This is a genomic window from Anaerohalosphaera lusitana, from assembly GCF_002007645.1.
GTDB classification, from domain to species: domain Bacteria; phylum Planctomycetota; class Phycisphaerae; order Sedimentisphaerales; family Anaerohalosphaeraceae; genus Anaerohalosphaera; species Anaerohalosphaera lusitana.
The window spans coordinates 701,140-720,408 of sequence record NZ_CP019791.1 but is presented as its reverse complement, the minus strand read 5'-3'; the positions used below and the strand labels follow the sequence as shown (position 1 = coordinate 720,408).

Below are 19,269 nucleotides of genomic sequence, written 5' to 3'. Positions count from 1 at the left end.
AGCATTAAATTCGGATCACACAAATGAATTATGATGAATTAGAAAAACTTGCCGGGCAAAAAGAAGATGAGAACTGGGCGTTCCGAAGCTTTCTCAAATTCTACGACGATCTAACCGATCAGCAAATAGACAGGCTCGTCCATGAGCTTACCGATTCCGTTGCTGCCGACATCGATTGCACCAAGTGTGGACGGTGCTGTAAACAACTGAAACCGACCCTGACCACAAATGACCAAAAACGCCTGGCGAAAGCACTGAATATCACCAGCTCTCAACTCCAACAAAGTTATCTTGAATATGTGCAAGACGAAGAGTCCAACTGCTGGCAGATGAAGAAAACGTCCTGTCCGTTTCTAAAAAACCGCAAATGCATAGCGTACGAGTCTCGCCCGCAGGATTGCCGCAACTACCCATATCTGAAAAAACCGGATTTCACTATGCGTACTATAGCAATGCTTGATCGCACACGTACCTGCCCGATTGTTTTTGAGGTGATTGAGCAACTGAAAGAACACCTGGCTTTTGACGCGGGTAATTCCGCAGGCAATATATGGTAGCAGCTTTCAAAGCTGCGCAGGCACGTTACATCAAAACACTAGAAGCTGCTTTTTATCAATAGGCAAGACAAATGGCAAAACAAAACAAATCCGTGAAATGGTCCGACGTAAAAAAAGTTTTATCCAACAGGGATCGCAAAGAACTGCTCGCCCTCATCAAAGATCTTTACTCACTGAATAAGCAGAACAAAACTTTCGTTCAGGCCAGGTATTCACTCATCGACCAGGTCCGACCCTACAAGGCAATTATCAAGGATTGCATATCTATCGATCTCGACAGACCCATCGATCTGGCAGGCGCCAAAAAAGCTATAAGTCAGTACAGAAAAGCCGTGGGCGACCATGAAGGCGTTCTTGAATTGATGGTTTTTTATGTCGAATGCGGCAACGACCTTACCTGTGAATACGGCGATATCAATGAGCAATTCTATTACAGCCTGGAATCCGTTTTTGAAAAAGCACTGAAAACCCTCACCCAGTCGGATGATGACACGGTCGAAAAATTTCTACCCCGCCTGGATGCAGTCGTGGAAAAGGCACAGGGCATCGGTTGGGGCTACTATGACACTATTCTCAGTTTACTATGCGATTACTTCCCACCAGATGAATAAAACTATAACTAGTGCCGTTTCCGAAATATAATTTTAACTTTTCCATGATTTAAGACTTGCGCCATGCATAATCTGGTATTATATAGAATGACACGAAGAAATAATTTCACGCTTACAAGCAGAGAAAGGGATTTCTTATGTGTCTGTACGCCAGAGACCTCAGTACCAGTGAAGGCCAGCAAATTCAGCGGATACTCCGCAGCAGCAAAAGCCGAATCAAGATTCGTCGCGGCCAAGTCATTCTTGCCTCTAACCAGGGCTATAAAGTTCCTGCTATCGCCGAGCTGGTTCACTATTCGCCGCACCATGTCAGGGTCATCATCAAAGACTTTAACCAACGCGGCCTTAAGGCGTTGGAGCCCAAGCCCCGGCCGGGAAGACCGCCGGAGTTTACCGAGGACGACAAGGCCATTATTGCCGAGACTGCAAAATGTCCGCCCGACCTTCTGGACTGCCCTTTTAAGCGGTGGTCGCTGGAAAAACTGCGTGAATATCTTGTCCAGGAAAAGATCGTTCCTACGATCAGCATTGAAACACTCAGGACCATCCTGCGTGAAAAGAAGGTCAAGCTCCGGCGGACAAAGACGTGGAAAGAGTGCAACGACCCCAATCTCAAGTCTAAAAAAAACTAATTCGCAGATATGTGAACCAGCCGGCCTCAAACGGGCCGACCATATCATTCGACGAGTTCGGACCGCTGGAGATTCGTCCTCAGCCAGGCCGGAATTACTGTCATACCGACCATCCCAAGAGGCTGCCTGCGACCTATACCCGCAAACACGGCGTTCAGCACTGGCTGGCGTTTTACGATGTCCATCAGAAAAAGCTCTGGGGATATGTTCGGCCACGCAAGCGGCATCAGGAGTTCTTGGAAGTTTTGAAACTGACCAGGAAAAAGTATCCGGCAAACCAGCGGATCCATCTGATACTGGACAATTTCTCGCCGCACCGCAAGGACAAGGTTCTGCGGTACTGTCGCGAGAACAATATTCATCTGATCTGGACGCCGACCAACGCATCATGGCTAAATCCTATCGAATGTCAGTTTACCCATGTTAAGGAATTCGTCATACGCGGAACTAATTATCAAAATCATAATGAGCTTAAAACCGCTCTGAATAGATACGTAGCATATCGCAATAAAAAAAATCAGCAAAAGCGAAACTTAGATAATTGAAACGGCACTAGGTTAACAAGTGCATTTCCCTTGCCGTTCCACGGGGCTACACAAGTTGGCTCAATTCGTATCGCTTTCTGATACGCTTCCAATGCTTCGGCATATCTGCCGAGCTTATCAAATAAATTGCCCTTACCGGTCCACGGGCTGCTATTAGTTGGATCACGGCGTATCGCTTCATCAAAAGCGTCAAACGCCTGGTCAGATCTGCCAAGAGAATCAAAGGCATACCCCTTACCGTTCCATGGATCGCTATTAGTTGGATCAAGGCGTATTGCTTCATCATAGGCCTCCAATGCCTCATCATATCTGCTGAGAGAATTTAGTACATTGCCTTTGCCGCTCCACGGACAGCTGAAAGTTGGATTGAAACGTATCGCTTCCTCATATGCTTCCAATGCTTGGTTATATCTGCAATGCTTATAAAGTGCATCGCCCATATTATCCCAAGCGAAGCTAAAAGTCGGGTCGAGGCGTATCGCTTCCTCATATGCTTTCAACGCCTGGGTATAGTTGCCAAGACTTTCGAGTGAATTGCCCTTGCCGTTCTATAAAACGCTATTAGTTGGTTCGAGGCGTATCGCTTCCTCAAAAGCGTTTAAACACTCTTCGTATCGCCCTTTATTGCAAAATTCTACACCTTCATTAAACCTCTCCTCTGCAGCCTTTCGGTCGCGCTCCATTATATTTCCTCCAACAATTTTTTCTCACGATCTACCATGATATAATATGTATACGGTACAAGACTCACTCACCCCACCGACCGTTTGAAAACTAACACCGCATCGCGGGTCTCACCATAGTTTTTGTTGGTAGTGAAAGATGTCGAAAGCTCCCAGCCGTCCTTGCCAAGCTCGTTCAACTTCACCTCCAACTTACCCGCATTAAACTTACCGCCCAGAAACCCACCCGTCGCCTTCACCTTAGCCGTCTTATACATCCACAGCATTATCATTTCTCCAAATATAAACACCCTGCAGCATTTTATATATTATTTAAATGTTTAAAAATTTAAACACCATCTTAACATGATCCGTAAGGATAGACGCAGAATCGGCCAAACCGTTACAGACAAACATCCCTTGCGGTGCAGAAAATCGATGCGAAGGCGACCGCGGCGGTTTCGATTCGCAAAATGGTTTTGGTCAACTGAACCTCAACCGCGCCTGCAGACTTTAAAAACTCGACTTCCTCGTCAGAAAAACCGCCCTCCGGGCCGATGATCGCGATAACATCACGGCATTTCTTTTTGTTACCTTGCGAATGTAAGTCCTTACTGGGAAATGGCTTAGAATCCTGAGGCAAACCTTCTTTGCATAGATCATTGCCGCCGGGGTTATAAATATCATTAACCACTTTACAAACCGGGACGGCCGATTCGCTCCAGCCGCCGAAGACGAGGACAGCATCAGGATATTCGTTTTTGAGTTCAGCCACTGCATCTTCTAAGCCATTGTGCATGCTGAACTTAGGCAGGGTCAGACGTTTGCACTGTTTGGCTGCGGTGACTGCCAGGTTGTGATTTCGCTTATCCGCGGACTTGCCTTTGGGCTGTTTGACGGTGCGGTCGAAAACCACTCCCGCGATATGGTCGACGCCCAGTTCGGTGCATTTTGAGACCATCCAATCGTTGCGCTGGCCCTTCGCAAAACTAGCTGCCATAACGACTTGCGCGCGTCCACTGAGGTCCGCATGCTCTATTTCACCAACCTCCAGGGACACGGTTTTTCGTCCTACATCGACCACGGTGCCGACAGCAAAACTGCCCTTGCCGTCGAATAATTCAACTTTATCTGCAGGTTTTACGCGCATAACGTGGATGGCGTGATGGGCCTCGCTGCCGGCCAGAACCACCTGATCGGGGGTGATATTTTCGCAGTAAAAACGGTTTATCTTCAAAACCAACACCTCATAAGCCATTTATATACAGTAACTTAGAAACGAAACGGTTCATGCAATGGTAAGCACATGTTTGTACCAGACATTGTATATGGTTTCGGACCGGATGCAAAGGCAAATTGACTTTCACGGTTCAACCTGCTAAAAACGCATTAAACAGAAGTGGTCAGCCGACGAAATCGTTGATTTCACAGGTGTATGACAGGTTAACTGAGGGAATCTAATGCGTCTTAAGTTCATTGTTTGCAAGGTGTTACAGCGGGAAGCTTATTGGTGCGCCGCTCGGTCGCATAATCAGGTGGATGTGGTTTTGATGCCGCAGGGACTGCATGATACGCCGGACAAACTGAGGGAGGAACTGGGGAAAGAGCTTGTGAAAACCGAGGATGTTCAGGGTCGCAAATATGACGCAAGTCTTTTAGGCTACGGACTTTGCAGTAATGGAGTACTCGGGTTGAGTTGTGAAATTCCGCTGGTGGTGCCGCGAGCGCATGACTGTATTACGCTGCTGCTGGGATCTAAGGAGCGGTATCAGGAGTATTTTGACGGCCGAAAGGGTATTTACTGGTACAGTCCGGGGTGGGTGGAATCGAACTGCCAGCCCTCTAAGTCTCGATATGACAGGACCTTACAGGAATATACAGACAAGTACGGCGAGGACAATGCGGCGTATTTGATGGAGATGGAGCAGAACTGGATGAAGGAGTACGAGTGGGCGACGTATGTAGGCTGGGAGCTAACGGACGGGGAGCAGTCTTATAAGGATTACACTAAAGAGGCGGCGGAGTTTCTGGGGTGGAAGTATGATGAGCTGATCGGTAAGTCCTTGCTGGTGCAGAAGTTAGTGGACGGCGATTGGGATAAGGATAAGTTTCTGACTGTTCAGCCGGGGCAGAAAGTCGGGGAGGATCTGACCAGTGACGGGATCATCCGGGCGGAGGACAACCAGAATTGACACTATGGCCTGTCCTGTTTCTGCAGTGCAATGAGGTGTCGGGCGGATTACCCAAACCTCGGCTGGAGAATTGCCCAGGAGAACAGGCCTTGCGGGGAGGGTCTGCGGTGTAATGCCGAGGGAGGAACGGGAATTGGCCCCAGTGCAAGTGTGGGTAAATATACCAGATGGACACCTGGTAAATAGGACTTTGGCCAAAATGGGCTGATTTGGCCAATTTTTGAGGGAGTAAAAGTGGGGCAAAAGTGAGTGTTTTGGGGGTGAAAGTATGTTAAAAATAGGTGAAAACGGGGTAAAAGTGACAGGCTGTTTCCTACCTGTCAAGTGGGAGATTTTTGTGGGTGTTTTTCCTTTTTGGGGGCGGTGAATATTACGGGCATGGGATCCGCCTGGGGAATCATTCGGCTATGAGTGCGGCAGTTGGTTGGAGTATACTGGTTCCCTGGTATCATTGAGCGAAGTTTTGTGATGATCCTATTTAGACTTGACAGTATGTGGGGTATGCAGGTGGATTTCGACCATGGTGCGGCGGCGCGCGGCAAACATGCTATGGAAACTTAAGCTTGTGTCAAAAAAGTATTTATGGGCCTGTTAGAGACATCTAACCCCTTTAATTCATCCAAAACGCCCCGAATTTTAAGACTTTTCAAATCCTAAGGCATAATACGCATTGTGATTAATTCTCATGCTTAATCCATTCAGTATTGCATATTGAGCAGAACATTTCTGAGGTTATATTGTTCCATGCAACTGTTCCTGCGTTGAATATTTCCTCATAATTTTTGTAAATGCGGTTGCTCAAGTAGTGACTCTTCATATAGGCCCAAAGACGTTCTATCGGATTCAATTCCGGACTGTATGCAGGCAGGTGAAGCAGGCTGATATTCTTCGGCACAACCAACTGTTTAGCGATATGCCAACCAGCCTGATCAAGAACCAGAACCACATGTACATCTTTGCCTGCCTCCTCGCTTATAAATCTCAGGTGGTGATTCATATAATCAGTGTTAACAGTCGGAGTAATCACAGCCGACGATTTGCCATTGACAGGATTGACAGCTCCAAAAATATATACCCAATCATACTCGGTCTGCTTTACTGCTGTAGGCCTGGATCCTTTTGGAGCCCAAACATTGGTCAGTGTTCCTTGCTGGCCTATTCGCACTTCGTCCTGGAACCAGATCTCAATTTTCTTTTCGGGGTTTTCTGTTCGGACTTTTTGGACAAAAAGGGGGCTTGCTCCAACCACTGCTGCATTTTTTCCGGATCGTTCTTTCGGTGCTTAGGCCTTGGTTTTAGACATGAAAGCCCCAATCTATGCATTAGATCATAGACGCCGAAGAGCGAATATTTTACGCCAAATTCTCTTTCAAGAATCCGTCTTATGTCTCTGCCGCGTAGCACACATACACCACCGTCTGAATCGGTTGGTCCATCTTGAATTCGCTTGATCAACTCAGGCTCTTTTTTGCGTGGCAGTTTTGTAGGCCTGCCGCTTTGACGTTTTGGTGCGATAGCCTCAATGCCGCCATCACGGTAGAAATAACACCATCGCTGAACGAAGTTTTTGCTGCGATCAAGTTTTGTCATGATCGCTTTTGTTTGCCATCCCTCCAATGCCAGGGCTACCACCCGATATCGATCTCGCTGCTTTGCATTGGTTTCAATCCGAGCTTTTTCTTTTAACTTTTGCAGGTCACCGTACTTGATCTCACTGATGTGCATGCCATATTTCCTTTCATTTTTTAGGAATTATGACACATCATTAGCGATGGCGCAAGTCTAAAACCGTGGCGCGCGAAAAAATTTCACAATGCGTATAAGGGCACCTCTAACAATTCATTTTGGCGGTCAAGCGAATCTTTTTGATTCCGAGCGGCGTCAGACAAAAACCGCTTTAGCAACAACTAAAGCTGATTTGTCTTCCTTGCCGGAACGCAAAAATCTTCTACTTGCCGCTCAAAAGCAATTATTAGGGCTACACATAAAATTTTTTTAGAAACTCCTTGACAACTGTTCGTGCACGAACTATATTTGTTTTAGACGTGTTTTTAACGGGAAAGACAAGATGAATACACGAGGAATCATAGGACAACTTGCTCGAATCAGAGAGGCGGCTAATCTCCTGATTGAAAGAGAACTGAAAGCCCGTTGCATCGAAGGGATTGTCCCTGCTCATGGACCAGTATTAGCATTTCTATTCCAGCAAAACAAACCTGTGCCCATAAAAGCGATTGTTGAGAGCATAGGGCGAGTCAAATCAACTGTGACTGTCATGATTAACACACTCGAAAAATACGGATATATAAAAAAATCTTCCTGTGAGACAGACAATCGAGTGGTTAATATTGAATTGACTCATAGAGGACGGGAGATCCAAAAAGATTTCGATGAAATTTCAAACACCCTTGTGGATAAGGTCTATGGGGATATGAAAAAGAAGCATCGGGAAGAATTGGTGAAACAACTGAATCAGATTGAACAGAATATGCGCGAGTAGTTTTTTTAGGCATATAGTTCGAGGGCGAACTTATTGTATTTATAACAATCATTTGAATCAATAGTTAAAGGAGTATCTCATGTCAAACAAACTGAATAGAAGAGAAATGTTGAGTTGTGCAGGCTGTGTAGTCGCTCTGGGGTGCAGTACCGGACTAGCTCAGGGGCAGTCAAAGACCGAAAGCAAGACAGATCATGGCAGTTACTGCGGTATTTACTGTGAATCCTGCAAACTCTATAGGATGTCCAAATCTCAAACAGACCCGTCAAAGGTCAAATGTCTTGGCTGTAAGAGCGGCAAAGTAGCACCACACTGTCAGAATTGCCCTATCAAGGCTTGTGCAGCGGCTAAAGGAATTAATACGCATTGTGAAATTTTTTCGCGCGCCACGGTTTTAGACTTGCGCCATCGCTAATGATGTGTCATAATTCCTAAAAAATGAAAGGAAATATGGCATGCACATCAGTGAGATCAAGTACGGTGACCTGCAAAAGTTAAAAGAAAAAGCTCGGATTGAAACCAATGCAAAGCAGCGAGATCGATATCGGGTGGTAGCCCTGGCATTGGAGGGATGGCAAACAAAAGCGATCATGACAAAACTTGATCGCAGCAAAAACTTCGTTCAGCGATGGTGTTATTTCTACCGTGATGGCGGCATTGAGGCTATCGCACCAAAACGTCAAAGCGGCAGGCCTACAAAACTGCCACGCAAAAAAGAGCCTGAGTTGATCAAGCGAATTCAAGATGGACCAACCGATTCAGACGGTGGTGTATGTGTGCTACGCGGCAGAGACATAAGACGGATTCTTGAAAGAGAATTTGGCGTAAAATATTCGCTCTTCGGCGTCTATGATCTAATGCATAGATTGGGGCTTTCATGTCTAAAACCAAGGCCTAAGCACCGAAAGAACGATCCGGAAAAAATGCAGCAGTGGTTGGAGCAAGCCCCCTTTTTGTCCAAAAAGTCCGAACAGAAAACCCCGAAAAGAAAATTGAGATCTGGTTCCAGGACGAAGTGCGAATAGGCCAGCAAGGAACACTGACCAATGTTTGGGCTCCAAAAGGATCCAGGCCTACAGCAGTAAAGCAGACCGAGTATGATTGGGTATATATTTTTGGAGCTGTCAATCCTGTCAATGGCAAATCGTCGGCTGTGATTACTCCGACTGTTAACACTGATTATATGAATCACCACCTGAGATTTATAAGCGAGGAGGCAGGCAAAGATGTACATGTGGTTCTGGTTCTTGATCAGGCTGGTTGGCATATCGCTAAACAGTTGGTTGTGCCGAAGAATATCAGCCTGCTTCACCTGCCTGCATACAGTCCGGAATTGAATCCGATAGAACGTCTTTGGGCCTATATGAAGAGTCACTACTTGAGCAACCGCATTTACAAAAATTATGAGGAAATATTCAACGCAGGAACAGTTGCATGGAACAATATAACCTCAGAAATGTTCTGCTCAATATGCAATACTGAATGGATTAAGCATGAGAATTAATCACAATGCGTATAAGTCCTGCGGTGAATGCAAAAAGTTCCCCTGTGACAAAACCAAAAACTTTCATAAAAACGGAAAAGACTTTGCCCTGGTCGCAGAGATGAATTGCTATACCTTGACCGGACTGGACTACAAAAAGTGGTTAAAGGCCCAAAAGACACGCTGGACGTGTTCCAAGTGCGGTGAATCCTTTTCTAATAAGTCTGAAAAATGCCCAAAATGCGGCAAAGACATATATTCTCTCAAAGAAGAAGCCCAGGCCTATAGACAATTCCGTAAAGTAAAATGATCATAATCTACGTATATAGTTTGCGAGAATATGAATGATAATACAGCAAAAAAACATAGCTTGACATGTAAGGGATGTAAAAATGAAAACAGCAAGCAGAACAATCACATTTGCAGTAGCTCTATTAACAGTATTTATATCAAACGCTTCAGCAATAGATTCTGAAGCTACAAAACTTTTGAAGAAGCGTAATTCGGAATTCAAACAGGAAGTAATTAAAGTTAATGAAGACGTCTATACCGCTGTAGGGTATTCCGTATCGACAGTTTCAATGATCATAGGAAAGAGCGGGTTGATAATTGTGGATACTGGATTGGATACGATATCAGCCGAGAAGGTATTGGCAGATTTTCGTAAGATAAGTGATAAACCAGTCAAAGCCATAATACTTACCCATTCTCATGGGGACCATACCGGCGGAGTGAGAGTGTTTGCCGGGGGGGGCAAGCCACAGATATGGACACGTTCAAACTTTGGTTCTGAAGCACATCCCTTGGAGCAAGCAGGCTTAACTATCCAAAAAGTTCGAGGTGCTCGACAGGGTGGTTTTATGCTACCACCTGAAAAGCGAATCAATAATGGTGTTGCCAAGGCTTATTGGCCTAAACGTGGCGGAGCCGTCTTCGCATCGGAGAAGTCATGGAAACCGACTCATTATTTATCTGAGGGGCCGAAAGAAAATTGAGGTCGCTGGAATAGAGATAGAACTGGTTGCTGTCAATGCTGAAACGAGTGATGCTCTCTATGTGTGGCTGCCCAATAAGCGTGTCTTATTCGCAGGTGATACTTTCTATAAATCATGGCCAAATCTGTATGCTATACGAGGAACGATGTATCGTGATATTCGATCATGGGCAAGCAGTGTTGACATGATGATCAAGGAAAAGCCTGAATACCTGGTAGGTGGTCACACACGCCCGATCATCGGTGGTGAAAAGATAATTGAAGTAATGACCAACTATCGAGATGCCATTCGGTTCGTTTTCGATAAGACAATCGAAGGAATGAACAAGGGAATGACACCGGATGAGCTGGTTGATTATGCCAGATTGCCTGATCGTCTGGCTGAAAAGGATTATCTTCGTGAATACTATGGAAATGTAGAGTGGGCCGTCCGCCAGATATTTAACGCTCATCTGGGCTGGTTCGATGGTAATCCGACAAATCTGTTTTCACTCAGCCCAAGGCAAGAGGCTATCAGGATGGCAAAGTTGGCTGGCGGTGAAGCTGAACTGCTGCAACAGGCTCAACGGGCGGTCAAATCTAAGGATAACCAATGGGCGGCACAACTTGCGGACCATCTTATTGCCTTAAATCCTGATGCATCAGAACCGAAGCTGATTAAAGCTGAGGCACTGGAAGCCCTTGCTGAGAATCTGCTGACGGCAACCGGTCGAAACTATTATCTAACTGCGGCACAGGAACTGCGCAAGCAAGCAGAATGATAACGTCTTTCAGATGGAGTAGTGGCTAGTACAGATAAAAATAGCAACTCTCTAGTGACAACTGGTATATGATTCTGGGGCAGGTTACAGTAAATTGTGAGCATGCGTACGCGGGCTGCGCGGATAAAGGCTCTGCGGGGTGAGCGCGCAGTGGTGGTGAGGTTGGGTCATGCGGGGGTTGGGCCGCCGCAAAATTTAACAGCCGCGCCTCCGACGTACTTTCCGTTGGGTCCATTCTCGGCGGGATGTGAAATTATGCGGCTGGTGGGTGCGGGGAATGGTCGGAGGTTTTGGGGGCGTTGGTTTGGTTGGGTGATGTTTTTGTGATGATCTTTTGTTCGGGCTTGACAGTTTGGAGTGTGCAGGTGGGCTTCAACCATGGTGCTGCAGAGCGGGCCCAAACATGACACCAGGATGTAAGTCATTGTCGCAAAATCATTTACAAGCAATAAAAAGTGTCTGACCTTTTTTATTTACACTGGAGATTTAGATACTTTGCTCATGTTCCATGATATATACAAGCAAAAAAAGATATTGCAAGACTTTATTTTGAAAAAATCAGAGCTTTTCTACAGAGCATGTCTGATCCTTTTTATTTACACCGGGGGTTGAAAAGATTTTGCTTGTAATTTGCAGTCACTTCGCACACAATCTGTATTGCTATGAGATGATGGCTGAACTCGCGGGGGCTCAGCAAACGCGAATGTTTCTACTGTGACCATCGTCTCTTTTTTATTTTGTATCTATTTGGTGCTATATTTCGAGCTTTTATCCACTCAGGCTCAATCATCTTACGATTGATCCTCCGATTATCCAAGGGGGCATGGGCGTCAGGGTTTCACGGGCAATGCTTGCAGCGGCCGTTGCGAAGGAAGGTTGTGCGGGCACTATCGCCAGCGTAGGGCTGGCCCAATATGAAACCCACCCCGATGCGGATTTTACCACGATGAACCGCGAAGCGTTACGGCAAGAGATCCGAACTGCTCGTCAGTTGACGGACGGGGTTCTAGGTGTGAACGTGATGGTTGCTGTTACGGATTACGAGTCGCTGATCCGAATCTGCGTAGAGGAACAAGTAGACCTCATAATCTCAGGTGCGGGTCTTCCGCTTCAACTTCCTGCATACACCGAAGGAACTGACATTCAGTTGGTACCCATTGTTTCTTCTGTGCGATCGCTTAAGATCATATGCCGGAAATGGGCGAGAAACTTCAACCGCATCCCGGACGGCGTGATAATCGAAGGGACAAAAGCCGGCGGGCACCTCGGTTACAGGATCGAAGAGATAGAATCTGACATGCCCTCATTGGAAAAAACGCTTGCAGACGTTTTGCAGTTCACCCGCAGCCTTTCCGTGCAGATTCCCGTTATCGCAGCCGGGGGCATATTCAGTGGCGAAGATATAGCCTATTTTATGAAGCTCGGTGCGTCAGGCGTCCAGATGGGCACGCGATTTGTTTGTACTGAAGAATGCGATGTGCACGAGAATTTCAAAAAAGCCTATTTAAATGCCAAAAGCAGCGATCTGGCATTGGTCAAAAGTCCAGTTGGTTTGCCGGGCAAGGTGATCAAAAATGCGTTTGTTGAAAAACTGAACGAGGGTCAGCGACTGCCGTTCAAGTGTAAATTCCAATGTTTGAAAACATGCAACCCAGCGACCGCACCTTATTGCATTGCGAACGTACTTGCTAAAGCGGCCGAAGGTAAAATGGACGAGGCCTTTGCTTTTGCGGGAAGTAACGCGTGGAGATGCAATGAAATAATTTCAGTAAAGCAGCTAATTAACAAGATCGAGCAAGAATATAGACATGTATCGCATGATGTGACTATTTAGCTAGAGAATGATAATTCAGCTAGTGATCTTCCACATATATGGTAGAAAAGATAAACGATTACAATCGAAGCAGTACTAATCAGGGCAAGACTGGTTTTATCCTTTGCAGTCCAGCCCATAATAAAGCTTAAAGGATAGTTTATTGGTCTTTTATAGGCCGAGGAGTCTAACATGAGCACAGGTAAAGTAAAATGGTTCAGTGACAGCAAGGGATATGGCTTTATAACACCCGACGATGGCGGCAACGATCTGTTCGTACATCATTCAGAAATACAGGCAGATGGCTATGCCTCGCTGAAGGATGACCAGACTGTTGAATTCGAAGTCGGCGAAGGCAAAAAGGGTCCTTGCGCGACAGCAGTCAAGCCCTGCTGAACTCTTTCGAGTCAGTAATTTGCAGATTTACCAAGCCCCTTGAAAGAGGGGCTTTTTTTGTGGATTGGAATAATGGGGGAGTATGCAGTTGGGCGGGGGAGGTGTTTTGACTGCCGTGCCTTGTTTTGGTGGTCGTGTTGTCGGGGAATGGGGGGCTGTCGTTATTTAGTCGCCGGTAAGTCAAAAGCAATGCTGAAGCAGCTTTTATTCAGCCTGGCAGTAAGGACTGAAAGGGGTGACTGTGATTTTAGTTCATTAGCTTTTTTGTCCCTAGTTTTTAGTTTTACTGTGTGATAGAACGTAAGTTCGGCGGGCCGTTCAGCGCACGAACATGCTTATCGGGTTGGCGGGAGGTGGTGCTGGTTGTGGTAAGGCATTATTGTGTCAGCAGCCAGGGTTTGAAAGAGTTTTTCTGCATGGAGTAGGCAACGAGATCATATGAGGTTCAGGGATATATTTTTGCCGGCGGTTGGATTTGTTTTGCTGTGGAACTCCGGTTTCATTGGGGCGGAGTACGGCTTGCCTTATGCGGGGCCGTTCAGTTTGCTGTTCTGGCGGTATGCTGCATTGACGGGTATCCTGTTTGTTTCTCTTCTCGTAAGAGGTCGGCTGAGGTGGGTTGGCTGGCGGAGTGCGGGTGTCAATATGACGGTTGGTTTTCTGGCTCACGGGGTGTGGCTGGGGTGTGTATTACTTGCGCTGGATCGCGGGGTTCCGGCGGGGATCGTGGCGCTGGTGGTGGCGCTGCAGCCTTTGGCTACGGGGGCCTTTTCGGGTGTGACCGCGGGGGAACCGACGGGGCTGAAACGCTGGATCGGTTTGTTTATCGGATTTGCGGGAGTTGCGGTGACGGTGGGGTTCCGGATCGATCTTGGGGATGCCGGGTCGGTGTTCGGGTATCTTGTGCCGTTGGGGTCGGTTGCGGCGATCACGGCTGCGAGCCTGATCCAGCGGAGACTGGATGTCAGGCACGATGCGAAGGTGCTGCCGGTCGACCTTGCGCTGTTTTATCAGTGTGCGGCGACTGCGGTGGTTATGGCGATTCCGGCGATATTTGCTGAGCGGCTGGTGACGGAGTGGGCGGTTCCGTTCGTGCTTACGATGCTGTGGCTGGTTGTGGGTGTTTCGCTCGGTGCGTACGGTCTTATGTGGGTGCTGATCGACAGGCTGGACGCTACGCGTGTGGCGAGTTTGTTTTACCTGGGGCCGCCTGTGACGATGCTGATGGCGTGGGGGGCTTTTGGTGATGTGCCGCGGGGGATGGATCTGGTGGGTATGGTGATCGTGTTTGCGGGGGTGGGGCTTTCGTGTGCGAGGGGTCCGGCTGTCAGGGGGTGAGGGGGTTGGCCGACTTTTTCTTCAGGATCGAAAAGCATCGTGGGAAATTATTGAGCTTGACGAGCTTTTCAAAGGCACGGCCTTGCAGTCCGGCTGGGAGTTGAACCGGGTAACGCCGGCAGTCGGGGCAGGTGATCGTGGGGTTGCCGTTGAGGTTTGGAATGAATGAGCGGCCTTGGTGTTTTAGTGGTAACTGTCCCTATTTTATTTTTGGGCAGAGTTGGGTATTTTGCTAAAAACTGATGAATTTCCTAGTATTTTTTCGTTGATACTGGTATAAGGGTGGGAGATTTTTTCAACTGCGCAAAACAGGGTTAGGCTGGTTTTGTCCTTTACGGCCCGGCCCATAATACATTGAAAGGATAATTGAATGGTCTTACACAGGCCGGGAGTTTTAAGATGAGCACAGGTAAAGTAAAATGGTTTGATGACAGCAAGGGCTTTGGATTTATTACGCCTGACGATGGCGGCAGCGATTTGTTCGTCCATCATTCAGAGATCCAGGCGCAGGGTTATGCGTCGCTGCAGGATGACCAGGCCGTTGAATTCGAAGTAGGCCAGGGCAAAAAAGGTCCATGCGCGACAAACGTCAAGCCCTGCTGAACTCTTTTGGGTCAGTAATTTGCAGTGATTCACTAAGCCCCTTGAAAGAGGGGCTTTTTTTGTTTCGTCACGTAATAACGGGGGATATGCCCACTTGGGCTGACGCATATTTTAACAGCCGTGCCTGGGGCGAGCTTTGTGTTGGGTTTATGTCAGGCGGACTGTGCAGTTGTGCGGCTGGGGTTTGAGTGGCATTTTTTGTGTTCGGCGATTATTTTGAGCGGGTTTTTGCGGGCAAGGACTTTGACATGGGGGTGGCGTACTGCTATATTACAACGAATTTCGCTTTATGAGATCGCGGCAGGCTGTACGGGCCTTAAATGAGGTTTGGGCGGCCTTTGAAGAATTGTACGCTATGGTTGTCTGCAAGATTCTGGGTAGTCAGCCAAAAACAACCGTTCATTTATCGACTAAAGAGGTGTTTTTATGGCTGATCGACCCGTTCGCTCAGATGGAACTGACCACGTCCACCGCTTCAAGCAGACACTTGGGATAGTGTTTTGCGCAATCTATGCGGTGGTTTACTCAAGTTTCGTCGCAATATCTATCTACGACATCACATTGATGGACACGGTTATGCCTTTCGGGCTGAACCTGGCAGCGTTTTTTGGCATCGGGCTAATAATTTTCGCGCTGTCGCTGGCTGCGATCTACAGTCGGGCCTGCTCTTACAGTGAAAGCAAGGCGGCTGGTCAGCGGGACATTAATGAGAAAGCGTCCACAGCTAAGGAGAGGGTTAACTGATGTTGGCAATTGCAATCTTTACAGTATTTGTCGGATTCCTTTTCTGGCTGTCGTGGTTTCTTGGTAAAAAGGCTCAGTCCGCTGACGGTTTTTTCGTTGCGGGCGGTGAGATCCACTGGTTCGTAAACGGTATCGCGCTTACGGGCGGGTATCTGTCGGCGGCATCGTTTTTGGGCATATGCGGGATGATCGCGTTCAAGGGATTTGACGGTTATCTTTATTCGATCGGCTTTCTTTCGGGTTGGGTGGTTGCCCTTTTCGTGGTAGCTGAGCCGTTGCGTCGACTTGGCAAGTATACATTTGCTGATGCGCTGGGTTCACGTTTCAAGTCTAAGACGATCCATCTTGCAGCGGGTATCAGCACGCTGGTTATATGTATGTGTTATCTGGTTCCTCAGATGGTCGGTGCGGGTGTGCTTATTGAGCCCCTGCTGGGGATTCCGCATCACTGGGGCGTGATCGTGGTAGGCGTGGTGGTGATCGTGATCGTCGCGTCGGCGGGCATGTCATCGACGACATATGTGCAGTTTATCAAGGCGGGTATGCTTATACTGTTTTCGGGTTTGCTGGTAACGGCGGTTTGCGTGCGCGGGCTGCACAGTGAGCCGGACACGATCAACACAAGCGGTGAAAAGGTGGCGCATTACCAGTTCAAGAAGCTTACAATAGACGATGAAGCGGGTTTGCAGGAGAGCCTCAACGGGACGGGTTATTCGTATGTCGACACGGTTGAGGTGGATTCTCTGGACGGAGAATCGATGCAGAAATGGGTAGTGCTGAGCGAACTGTCGCCGCTGGAAGTTGATGAGGACGGGGAGACTTATCATCTGATCCGACGCGGCCAGAGGCTGCCTGTGGTGCGCGACCCGGAAGGCGCTATAGCAGCGTTTATGAGCGATGTCGCAGGGACGGATATCGGGGGCGAGGGGCGTGAGGTAACTGTGCAGTCGGTGCGGGTTGTAAAAAAGGACGGCGGGCCTTATGCGAAAATCGAGGGATGGTGGCGGATGGAAGAGAGGCCTGGGGGAGGAACGGTTCTGGTCGAGACGCAGGATGTTACGAAGACTTCGGCGGGCGATATTTATGTTAACGGGCTGCCGGCAGTGAACGGCAGTGCGCTGGCGCCGATGGGTAGAATAGCGGAATTCGGTTCAAGGACCGGGCATGACGGTAAAACGGGGCCGGTGGGGCCTTTGCGGCTGCTGTCAATTTTCTCGGATCCTGAAACCGAGATCGAACTGCCTCGCGGAACAGACATCAGCTACAAGGGCAGCGAAGTTGAGCTTTACTACCCTGAGATGGTGGCGGGCAATGAGCTTATGCGTCCGGGTGGACACTTCAAAATAGCCACGAGCAGTATCTGGGGTAAGCTGGACTTTATCTCGCTGATGCTGGCGTTGTTTTTCGGTACGGCGGCGTTGCCGCACGTTCTTATCCGCTACTATACGGTTAAGGATTCGACGGCGGCGCGTCGGTCGACTATCGTGGCGATCTCGGCGATCGGTCTGTTCTATATCATGACGCTTTATCTGGGGCTGGGGGCTATCGCAAACGGTGTTTTGAATCCCCAGAGCGATAATATGTCGGCACCATTGCTGGCGTTGAGTTTTGGCAAGGTGCTTTTCGCGATCATCACGGCGTTGGCGTTCGCGACGGTACTTGGTACGGTTTCGGGTCTGATCATCGCAGCGTCGGGGGCGGTTGCGAACGATCTGATGGATAAGTTCATGCACCGTTCGATGAGCGGTAAGGCCAAGGTGGTGACGGCAAAGATCACGGCTGTTTCGGTCGGGGTTGTCGCTGTGATACTCGGCATACTGTTTAAGGGTGTGAACGTTGGCTTTTTGGTTGGGTGGGCGTTTGCGGTCGCTGCTTCGGCGAATTTCCCGGCGATCATTATGGTTCTGTTCTGGAAGCGCACGACGGCGGCGGGCATTATTTGTTCGATCCTGGTGGGCATTGCGGCTTCGCTGGGTATCATTCTGGCTGGGCCTGACATGTTCAAGCTTTATGGTTTTTCGAGTTCGGACGCGTGGATCCCTCTGGGCCAGCCTGCGATATTGTCCATGCCGCTTAGCTTTGTGACGCTGATCGTGGTTTCGCTGATGACTCAGGAGAGTAAGAGCGAAGAAGATCTGGCCGAGTTGAGCAAGGCCGGCTAGCTTGATGAAAGCATAAGGGCACCTCTAACAATTCATTTTGGCGGACAAGCGAATCTTTTTGATTCCGAGCGGCGTCAGACAAAAACCGCTTTAGCGGCAACTAAAGCTGATTTGTCTTCCTTGCCGGAACGCAAAAATCTCCTACTTGCCGCTCAAAAGCAATTATTAGAGCTACCCTTAAGGATCATTTTTTGAGAAGCTTTAACAGTCGTCGCTAACGAGTTTGGCGGCGGCTGTTTTTTGTTTGCAGGTTATGGTGGTAAGTGGCGGTGGATTGGTTATAATGGGGTGAATGGAGGTGCGGTTTTGGATGATGCTTCCTGTAATTTTTATCTGTTTGAATTCGTATGAAAATGTTTCGGCCATGATGATATTACGTTTGACAAATAAAGCATTTAAGAAGCTTGGTGAGAAGCCGCAACCGGTTGAAGTTGACGAGGTTCAGGGCAGCTTTGACGAATGGTATGTGAACACAGCGGACTTTTTCAATGACGGTAATCTTTTCATGCCGGTTATGCATGCTGACAGTCTTTATACCATGCTGGTGCCAATCGAGAAGGATATGGAAACGGATGATTTTGTCAGCAAGGTGCTCGCCAATCTCATGTACAGGATGCTAAGGCTTGAGATCCCTCGTGAACATGCTCAACGGGTCATGCAGACTTATGGCGGGGAGGCGATTCTAACGAAAACAAAATCACGAAAGACCCTTGGAACTCTTACGAGAACAGGCGGAGACATCCGGCATACGGCAGAATATGGTGATGGTATTATCACGGGCAAAAGAGTTGATCTTGGGCAACTGGAAAGCTTCGCAAATCAGACACCGCGAAATTTGAACGATGGATATGTCTGGCCGCTGGAAGAGTTTTACAGCTGCATACGCAGGTTCTGTCCGGAACTGCCGCTGAGAATCACATTAGCACTGGGAAGTTGCTCGTGGCGTAAACATTCGGCAACAATGTCAGTTTTTCAGGGAAGAATTTCCGAAAGACTGTATACGAAAGCAAAAGCTGCGTGTCTGGATGCGGAGGTTCTGTTCGATCGCTCAGAAACGGAAGCCCTGCTCAAGGCGGCACACGATTCCCATGAAAGTTCTTCCGACATTCCCAACGACGTGTATGCCACACTGAGTCAAATGCTCAGTTACAGGCTTGGGCTGCTTATGTCGGAATCCTGATCGTACTGGGCCGAGGCGAGTTTTGGGTTTGGGGTGGTAAGTGGCGGTGGATTGTGGTGTAGACCTTGTGGCGGCAGCCTGTTTGGAGGATTGACA

The 19,269-nt window shown here is 48.1% G+C and carries 23 protein-coding genes and 2 pseudogenes; 19 read left to right on the top strand and 6 right to left on the bottom strand.

Translation table 11 applies throughout. The features are described 5' to 3' along the window. Positions 1-23 precede the first annotated feature (23 nt). The 4 genes from STSP2_RS03155 (at position 24) to STSP2_RS17985 (ending at position 2,345) form a co-directional block, all read left to right on the top strand. The gene (locus STSP2_RS03155) at positions 24-557 is read left to right on the top strand and encodes a YkgJ family cysteine cluster protein (protein WP_146659778.1); all 534 of its coding nucleotides are present in this window, start codon (positions 24-26) and stop codon (positions 555-557) included. A gap of 71 nt (positions 558-628) precedes the next feature. Then, on the top strand, positions 629-1,168 hold the full coding sequence (locus tag STSP2_RS03150) for a hypothetical protein (protein WP_146659776.1): 540 nt from the start codon (positions 629-631) through the stop codon (positions 1,166-1,168). Positions 1,169-1,305: 137 nt separating this feature from the next. Then, on the top strand, positions 1,306-1,800 hold the full coding sequence (locus STSP2_RS03145; RefSeq protein WP_146659735.1) for a helix-turn-helix domain-containing protein: 495 nt from the start codon (positions 1,306-1,308) through the stop codon (positions 1,798-1,800). Between the two features lie 11 nt (positions 1,801-1,811). After that, the gene (locus tag STSP2_RS17985; protein WP_169852939.1) at positions 1,812-2,345 is read left to right on the top strand and encodes a transposase; all 534 of its coding nucleotides are present in this window, start codon (positions 1,812-1,814) and stop codon (positions 2,343-2,345) included. On the opposite strand, the pseudogene STSP2_RS03135 reads toward STSP2_RS17985, so the two are convergent. The 4 genes and pseudogenes from STSP2_RS03135 to STSP2_RS03120 form a co-directional block, all read right to left on the bottom strand. Next, positions 2,318-2,881 (bottom strand): annotated as a pseudogene (locus tag STSP2_RS03135) (tetratricopeptide repeat protein); the annotation flags it as partial. The gene STSP2_RS17985 and the pseudogene STSP2_RS03135 overlap by 28 nt on opposite strands. Positions 2,882-2,893: 12 nt before the next feature. Beyond that, positions 2,894-3,028: a tetratricopeptide repeat protein gene (locus STSP2_RS17980; RefSeq protein ID WP_146659772.1), complete on the bottom strand. Its 135-nt coding sequence runs from the start codon at positions 3,026-3,028 to the stop codon at positions 2,894-2,896. A 68-nt stretch (positions 3,029-3,096) separates the two neighbouring features. After that, positions 3,097-3,294, bottom strand: coding sequence for a DUF4177 domain-containing protein (locus STSP2_RS03125; protein WP_205847980.1), 198 nt, complete (start codon positions 3,292-3,294; stop codon positions 3,097-3,099). A 116-nt stretch (positions 3,295-3,410) separates the two neighbouring features. After that, positions 3,411-4,244, bottom strand: a complete 834-nt coding sequence (locus tag STSP2_RS03120) for an RsmE family RNA methyltransferase (RefSeq protein WP_169852938.1) — start codon at positions 4,242-4,244, stop codon at positions 3,411-3,413. Positions 4,245-4,467: 223 nt separating this feature from the next. On the opposite strand from STSP2_RS03120, the gene STSP2_RS03115 reads away from it, so the two are divergent. Further along, a complete protein-coding gene (locus tag STSP2_RS03115; protein ID WP_146659769.1) occupies positions 4,468-5,199 on the top strand; it encodes a DUF1638 domain-containing protein in 732 nt (243 codons plus the stop codon). Positions 5,200-5,875: 676 nt separating this feature from the next. Here the strand turns inward: STSP2_RS03115 and STSP2_RS03110 are convergent. Together STSP2_RS03110 and STSP2_RS03105 are read right to left on the bottom strand one after the other, a co-directional pair. Continuing rightward, entirely contained in the window at positions 5,876-6,448 is a 573-nt protein-coding gene (locus STSP2_RS03110; protein WP_146659672.1) for an IS630 family transposase, read from the bottom strand. Then, a complete protein-coding gene (locus tag STSP2_RS03105; RefSeq protein ID WP_146659670.1) occupies positions 6,355-6,924 on the bottom strand; it encodes a winged helix-turn-helix domain-containing protein in 570 nt (189 codons plus the stop codon). The genes STSP2_RS03110 and STSP2_RS03105 overlap by 94 nt, the downstream gene beginning before the upstream one ends. A 343-nt stretch (positions 6,925-7,267) precedes the next feature. Between STSP2_RS03105 and STSP2_RS03100 the strand changes: the two genes are divergently transcribed. From STSP2_RS03100 to STSP2_RS03045, 14 genes and pseudogenes are all read left to right on the top strand, one after another. Then, positions 7,268-7,699, top strand: a complete 432-nt coding sequence (locus STSP2_RS03100; protein WP_146659767.1) for a MarR family winged helix-turn-helix transcriptional regulator — start codon at positions 7,268-7,270, stop codon at positions 7,697-7,699. Between the two features lie 79 nt (positions 7,700-7,778). Next, complete coding sequence (locus STSP2_RS17975; protein ID WP_146659765.1) at positions 7,779-8,114, top strand: DUF3795 domain-containing protein; 336 nt, start codon at positions 7,779-7,781, stop codon at positions 8,112-8,114. Positions 8,115-8,154: 40 nt separating this feature from the next. Continuing rightward, positions 8,155-8,724 (top strand): winged helix-turn-helix domain-containing protein, encoded by a 570-nt coding sequence (locus tag STSP2_RS03090; RefSeq protein ID WP_146659670.1) that lies wholly within the window; start codon positions 8,155-8,157, stop codon positions 8,722-8,724. Then, a complete protein-coding gene (locus STSP2_RS03085) occupies positions 8,631-9,203 on the top strand; it encodes an IS630 family transposase (protein ID WP_146659672.1) in 573 nt (190 codons plus the stop codon). The genes STSP2_RS03090 and STSP2_RS03085 overlap by 94 nt, the downstream gene beginning before the upstream one ends. A gap of 371 nt (positions 9,204-9,574) precedes the next feature. Continuing rightward, entirely contained in the window at positions 9,575-10,177 is a 603-nt protein-coding gene (locus STSP2_RS17460; RefSeq protein ID WP_205847979.1) for an MBL fold metallo-hydrolase, read from the top strand. Next, a pseudogene (locus STSP2_RS17970) lies at positions 10,071-10,343 on the top strand (hypothetical protein); the annotation flags it as partial. The gene STSP2_RS17460 and the pseudogene STSP2_RS17970, both read left to right, overlap by 107 nt. An 18-nt stretch (positions 10,344-10,361) precedes the next feature. Then, a complete protein-coding gene (locus STSP2_RS17455) occupies positions 10,362-10,937 on the top strand; it encodes an alkyl sulfatase dimerization domain-containing protein (protein WP_205847978.1) in 576 nt (191 codons plus the stop codon). Positions 10,938-11,682: 745 nt separating this feature from the next. Further along, a complete protein-coding gene (locus STSP2_RS03075) occupies positions 11,683-12,771 on the top strand; it encodes an NAD(P)H-dependent flavin oxidoreductase (RefSeq protein WP_335633134.1) in 1,089 nt (362 codons plus the stop codon). 171 nt (positions 12,772-12,942) lie between these two features. Continuing rightward, on the top strand, positions 12,943-13,146 hold the full coding sequence (locus tag STSP2_RS03070) for a cold-shock protein (protein WP_146659761.1): 204 nt from the start codon (positions 12,943-12,945) through the stop codon (positions 13,144-13,146). 438 nt (positions 13,147-13,584) lie between these two features. Continuing rightward, positions 13,585-14,484, top strand: a complete 900-nt coding sequence (locus STSP2_RS03065; RefSeq protein ID WP_146659759.1) for a DMT family transporter — start codon at positions 13,585-13,587, stop codon at positions 14,482-14,484. Positions 14,485-14,883: 399 nt separating this feature from the next. Then, positions 14,884-15,087: a cold-shock protein gene (locus tag STSP2_RS03060; protein ID WP_146659757.1), complete on the top strand. Its 204-nt coding sequence runs from the start codon at positions 14,884-14,886 to the stop codon at positions 15,085-15,087. A gap of 426 nt (positions 15,088-15,513) precedes the next feature. Continuing rightward, positions 15,514-15,831 carry a DUF485 domain-containing protein gene (locus STSP2_RS03055; protein WP_146659755.1) on the top strand — a complete coding sequence of 106 codons (318 nt, stop codon included), beginning with the start codon at positions 15,514-15,516 and terminating at the stop codon, positions 15,829-15,831. Then, positions 15,831-17,993, top strand: coding sequence for a sodium/solute symporter (locus tag STSP2_RS03050; RefSeq protein WP_146659753.1), 2,163 nt, complete (start codon positions 15,831-15,833; stop codon positions 17,991-17,993). Before STSP2_RS03055 ends, STSP2_RS03050 begins: the two co-directional genes overlap by 1 nt. 379 nt (positions 17,994-18,372) lie before the next feature. After that, entirely contained in the window at positions 18,373-19,173 is an 801-nt protein-coding gene (locus STSP2_RS03045) for a DUF6933 domain-containing protein (protein WP_169852937.1), read from the top strand. The last annotated feature ends 96 nt before the right edge of the window (positions 19,174-19,269 follow it).

Bases quoted from the DNA above. Each gene is read 5' to 3' on its own strand.
- STSP2_RS03155 (WP_146659778.1), top strand. From the start codon at position 24: ATGAATTATGATGAATTAGAAAAACTTGCCGGGCAAAAAGAAGATGAG.
- STSP2_RS03150 (WP_146659776.1), top strand. From the start codon at position 629: ATGGCAAAACAAAACAAATCCGTGAAATGGTCCGACGTAAAAAAAGTT.
- STSP2_RS03145 (WP_146659735.1), top strand. From the start codon at position 1,306: ATGTGTCTGTACGCCAGAGACCTCAGTACCAGTGAAGGCCAGCAAATT.
- STSP2_RS17980 (WP_146659772.1), bottom strand. From the start codon at position 3,028: ATGGAGCGCGACCGAAAGGCTGCAGAGGAGAGGTTTAATGAAGGTGTA.
- STSP2_RS03125 (WP_205847980.1), bottom strand. From the start codon at position 3,294: ATGCTGTGGATGTATAAGACGGCTAAGGTGAAGGCGACGGGTGGGTTT.
- STSP2_RS03115 (WP_146659769.1), top strand. From the start codon at position 4,468: ATGCGTCTTAAGTTCATTGTTTGCAAGGTGTTACAGCGGGAAGCTTAT.
- STSP2_RS03105 (WP_146659670.1), bottom strand. From the start codon at position 6,924: ATGCACATCAGTGAGATCAAGTACGGTGACCTGCAAAAGTTAAAAGAA.
- STSP2_RS03100 (WP_146659767.1), top strand. From the start codon at position 7,268: ATGAATACACGAGGAATCATAGGACAACTTGCTCGAATCAGAGAGGCG.
- STSP2_RS17975 (WP_146659765.1), top strand. From the start codon at position 7,779: ATGTCAAACAAACTGAATAGAAGAGAAATGTTGAGTTGTGCAGGCTGT.
- STSP2_RS03090 (WP_146659670.1), top strand. From the start codon at position 8,155: ATGCACATCAGTGAGATCAAGTACGGTGACCTGCAAAAGTTAAAAGAA.
- STSP2_RS17460 (WP_205847979.1), top strand. From the start codon at position 9,575: ATGAAAACAGCAAGCAGAACAATCACATTTGCAGTAGCTCTATTAACA.
- STSP2_RS17455 (WP_205847978.1), top strand. From the start codon at position 10,362: ATGATGATCAAGGAAAAGCCTGAATACCTGGTAGGTGGTCACACACGC.
- STSP2_RS03070 (WP_146659761.1), top strand. From the start codon at position 12,943: ATGAGCACAGGTAAAGTAAAATGGTTCAGTGACAGCAAGGGATATGGC.
- STSP2_RS03065 (WP_146659759.1), top strand. From the start codon at position 13,585: ATGAGGTTCAGGGATATATTTTTGCCGGCGGTTGGATTTGTTTTGCTG.
- STSP2_RS03060 (WP_146659757.1), top strand. From the start codon at position 14,884: ATGAGCACAGGTAAAGTAAAATGGTTTGATGACAGCAAGGGCTTTGGA.
- STSP2_RS03055 (WP_146659755.1), top strand. From the start codon at position 15,514: ATGGCTGATCGACCCGTTCGCTCAGATGGAACTGACCACGTCCACCGC.
- STSP2_RS03050 (WP_146659753.1), top strand. From the start codon at position 15,831: ATGTTGGCAATTGCAATCTTTACAGTATTTGTCGGATTCCTTTTCTGG.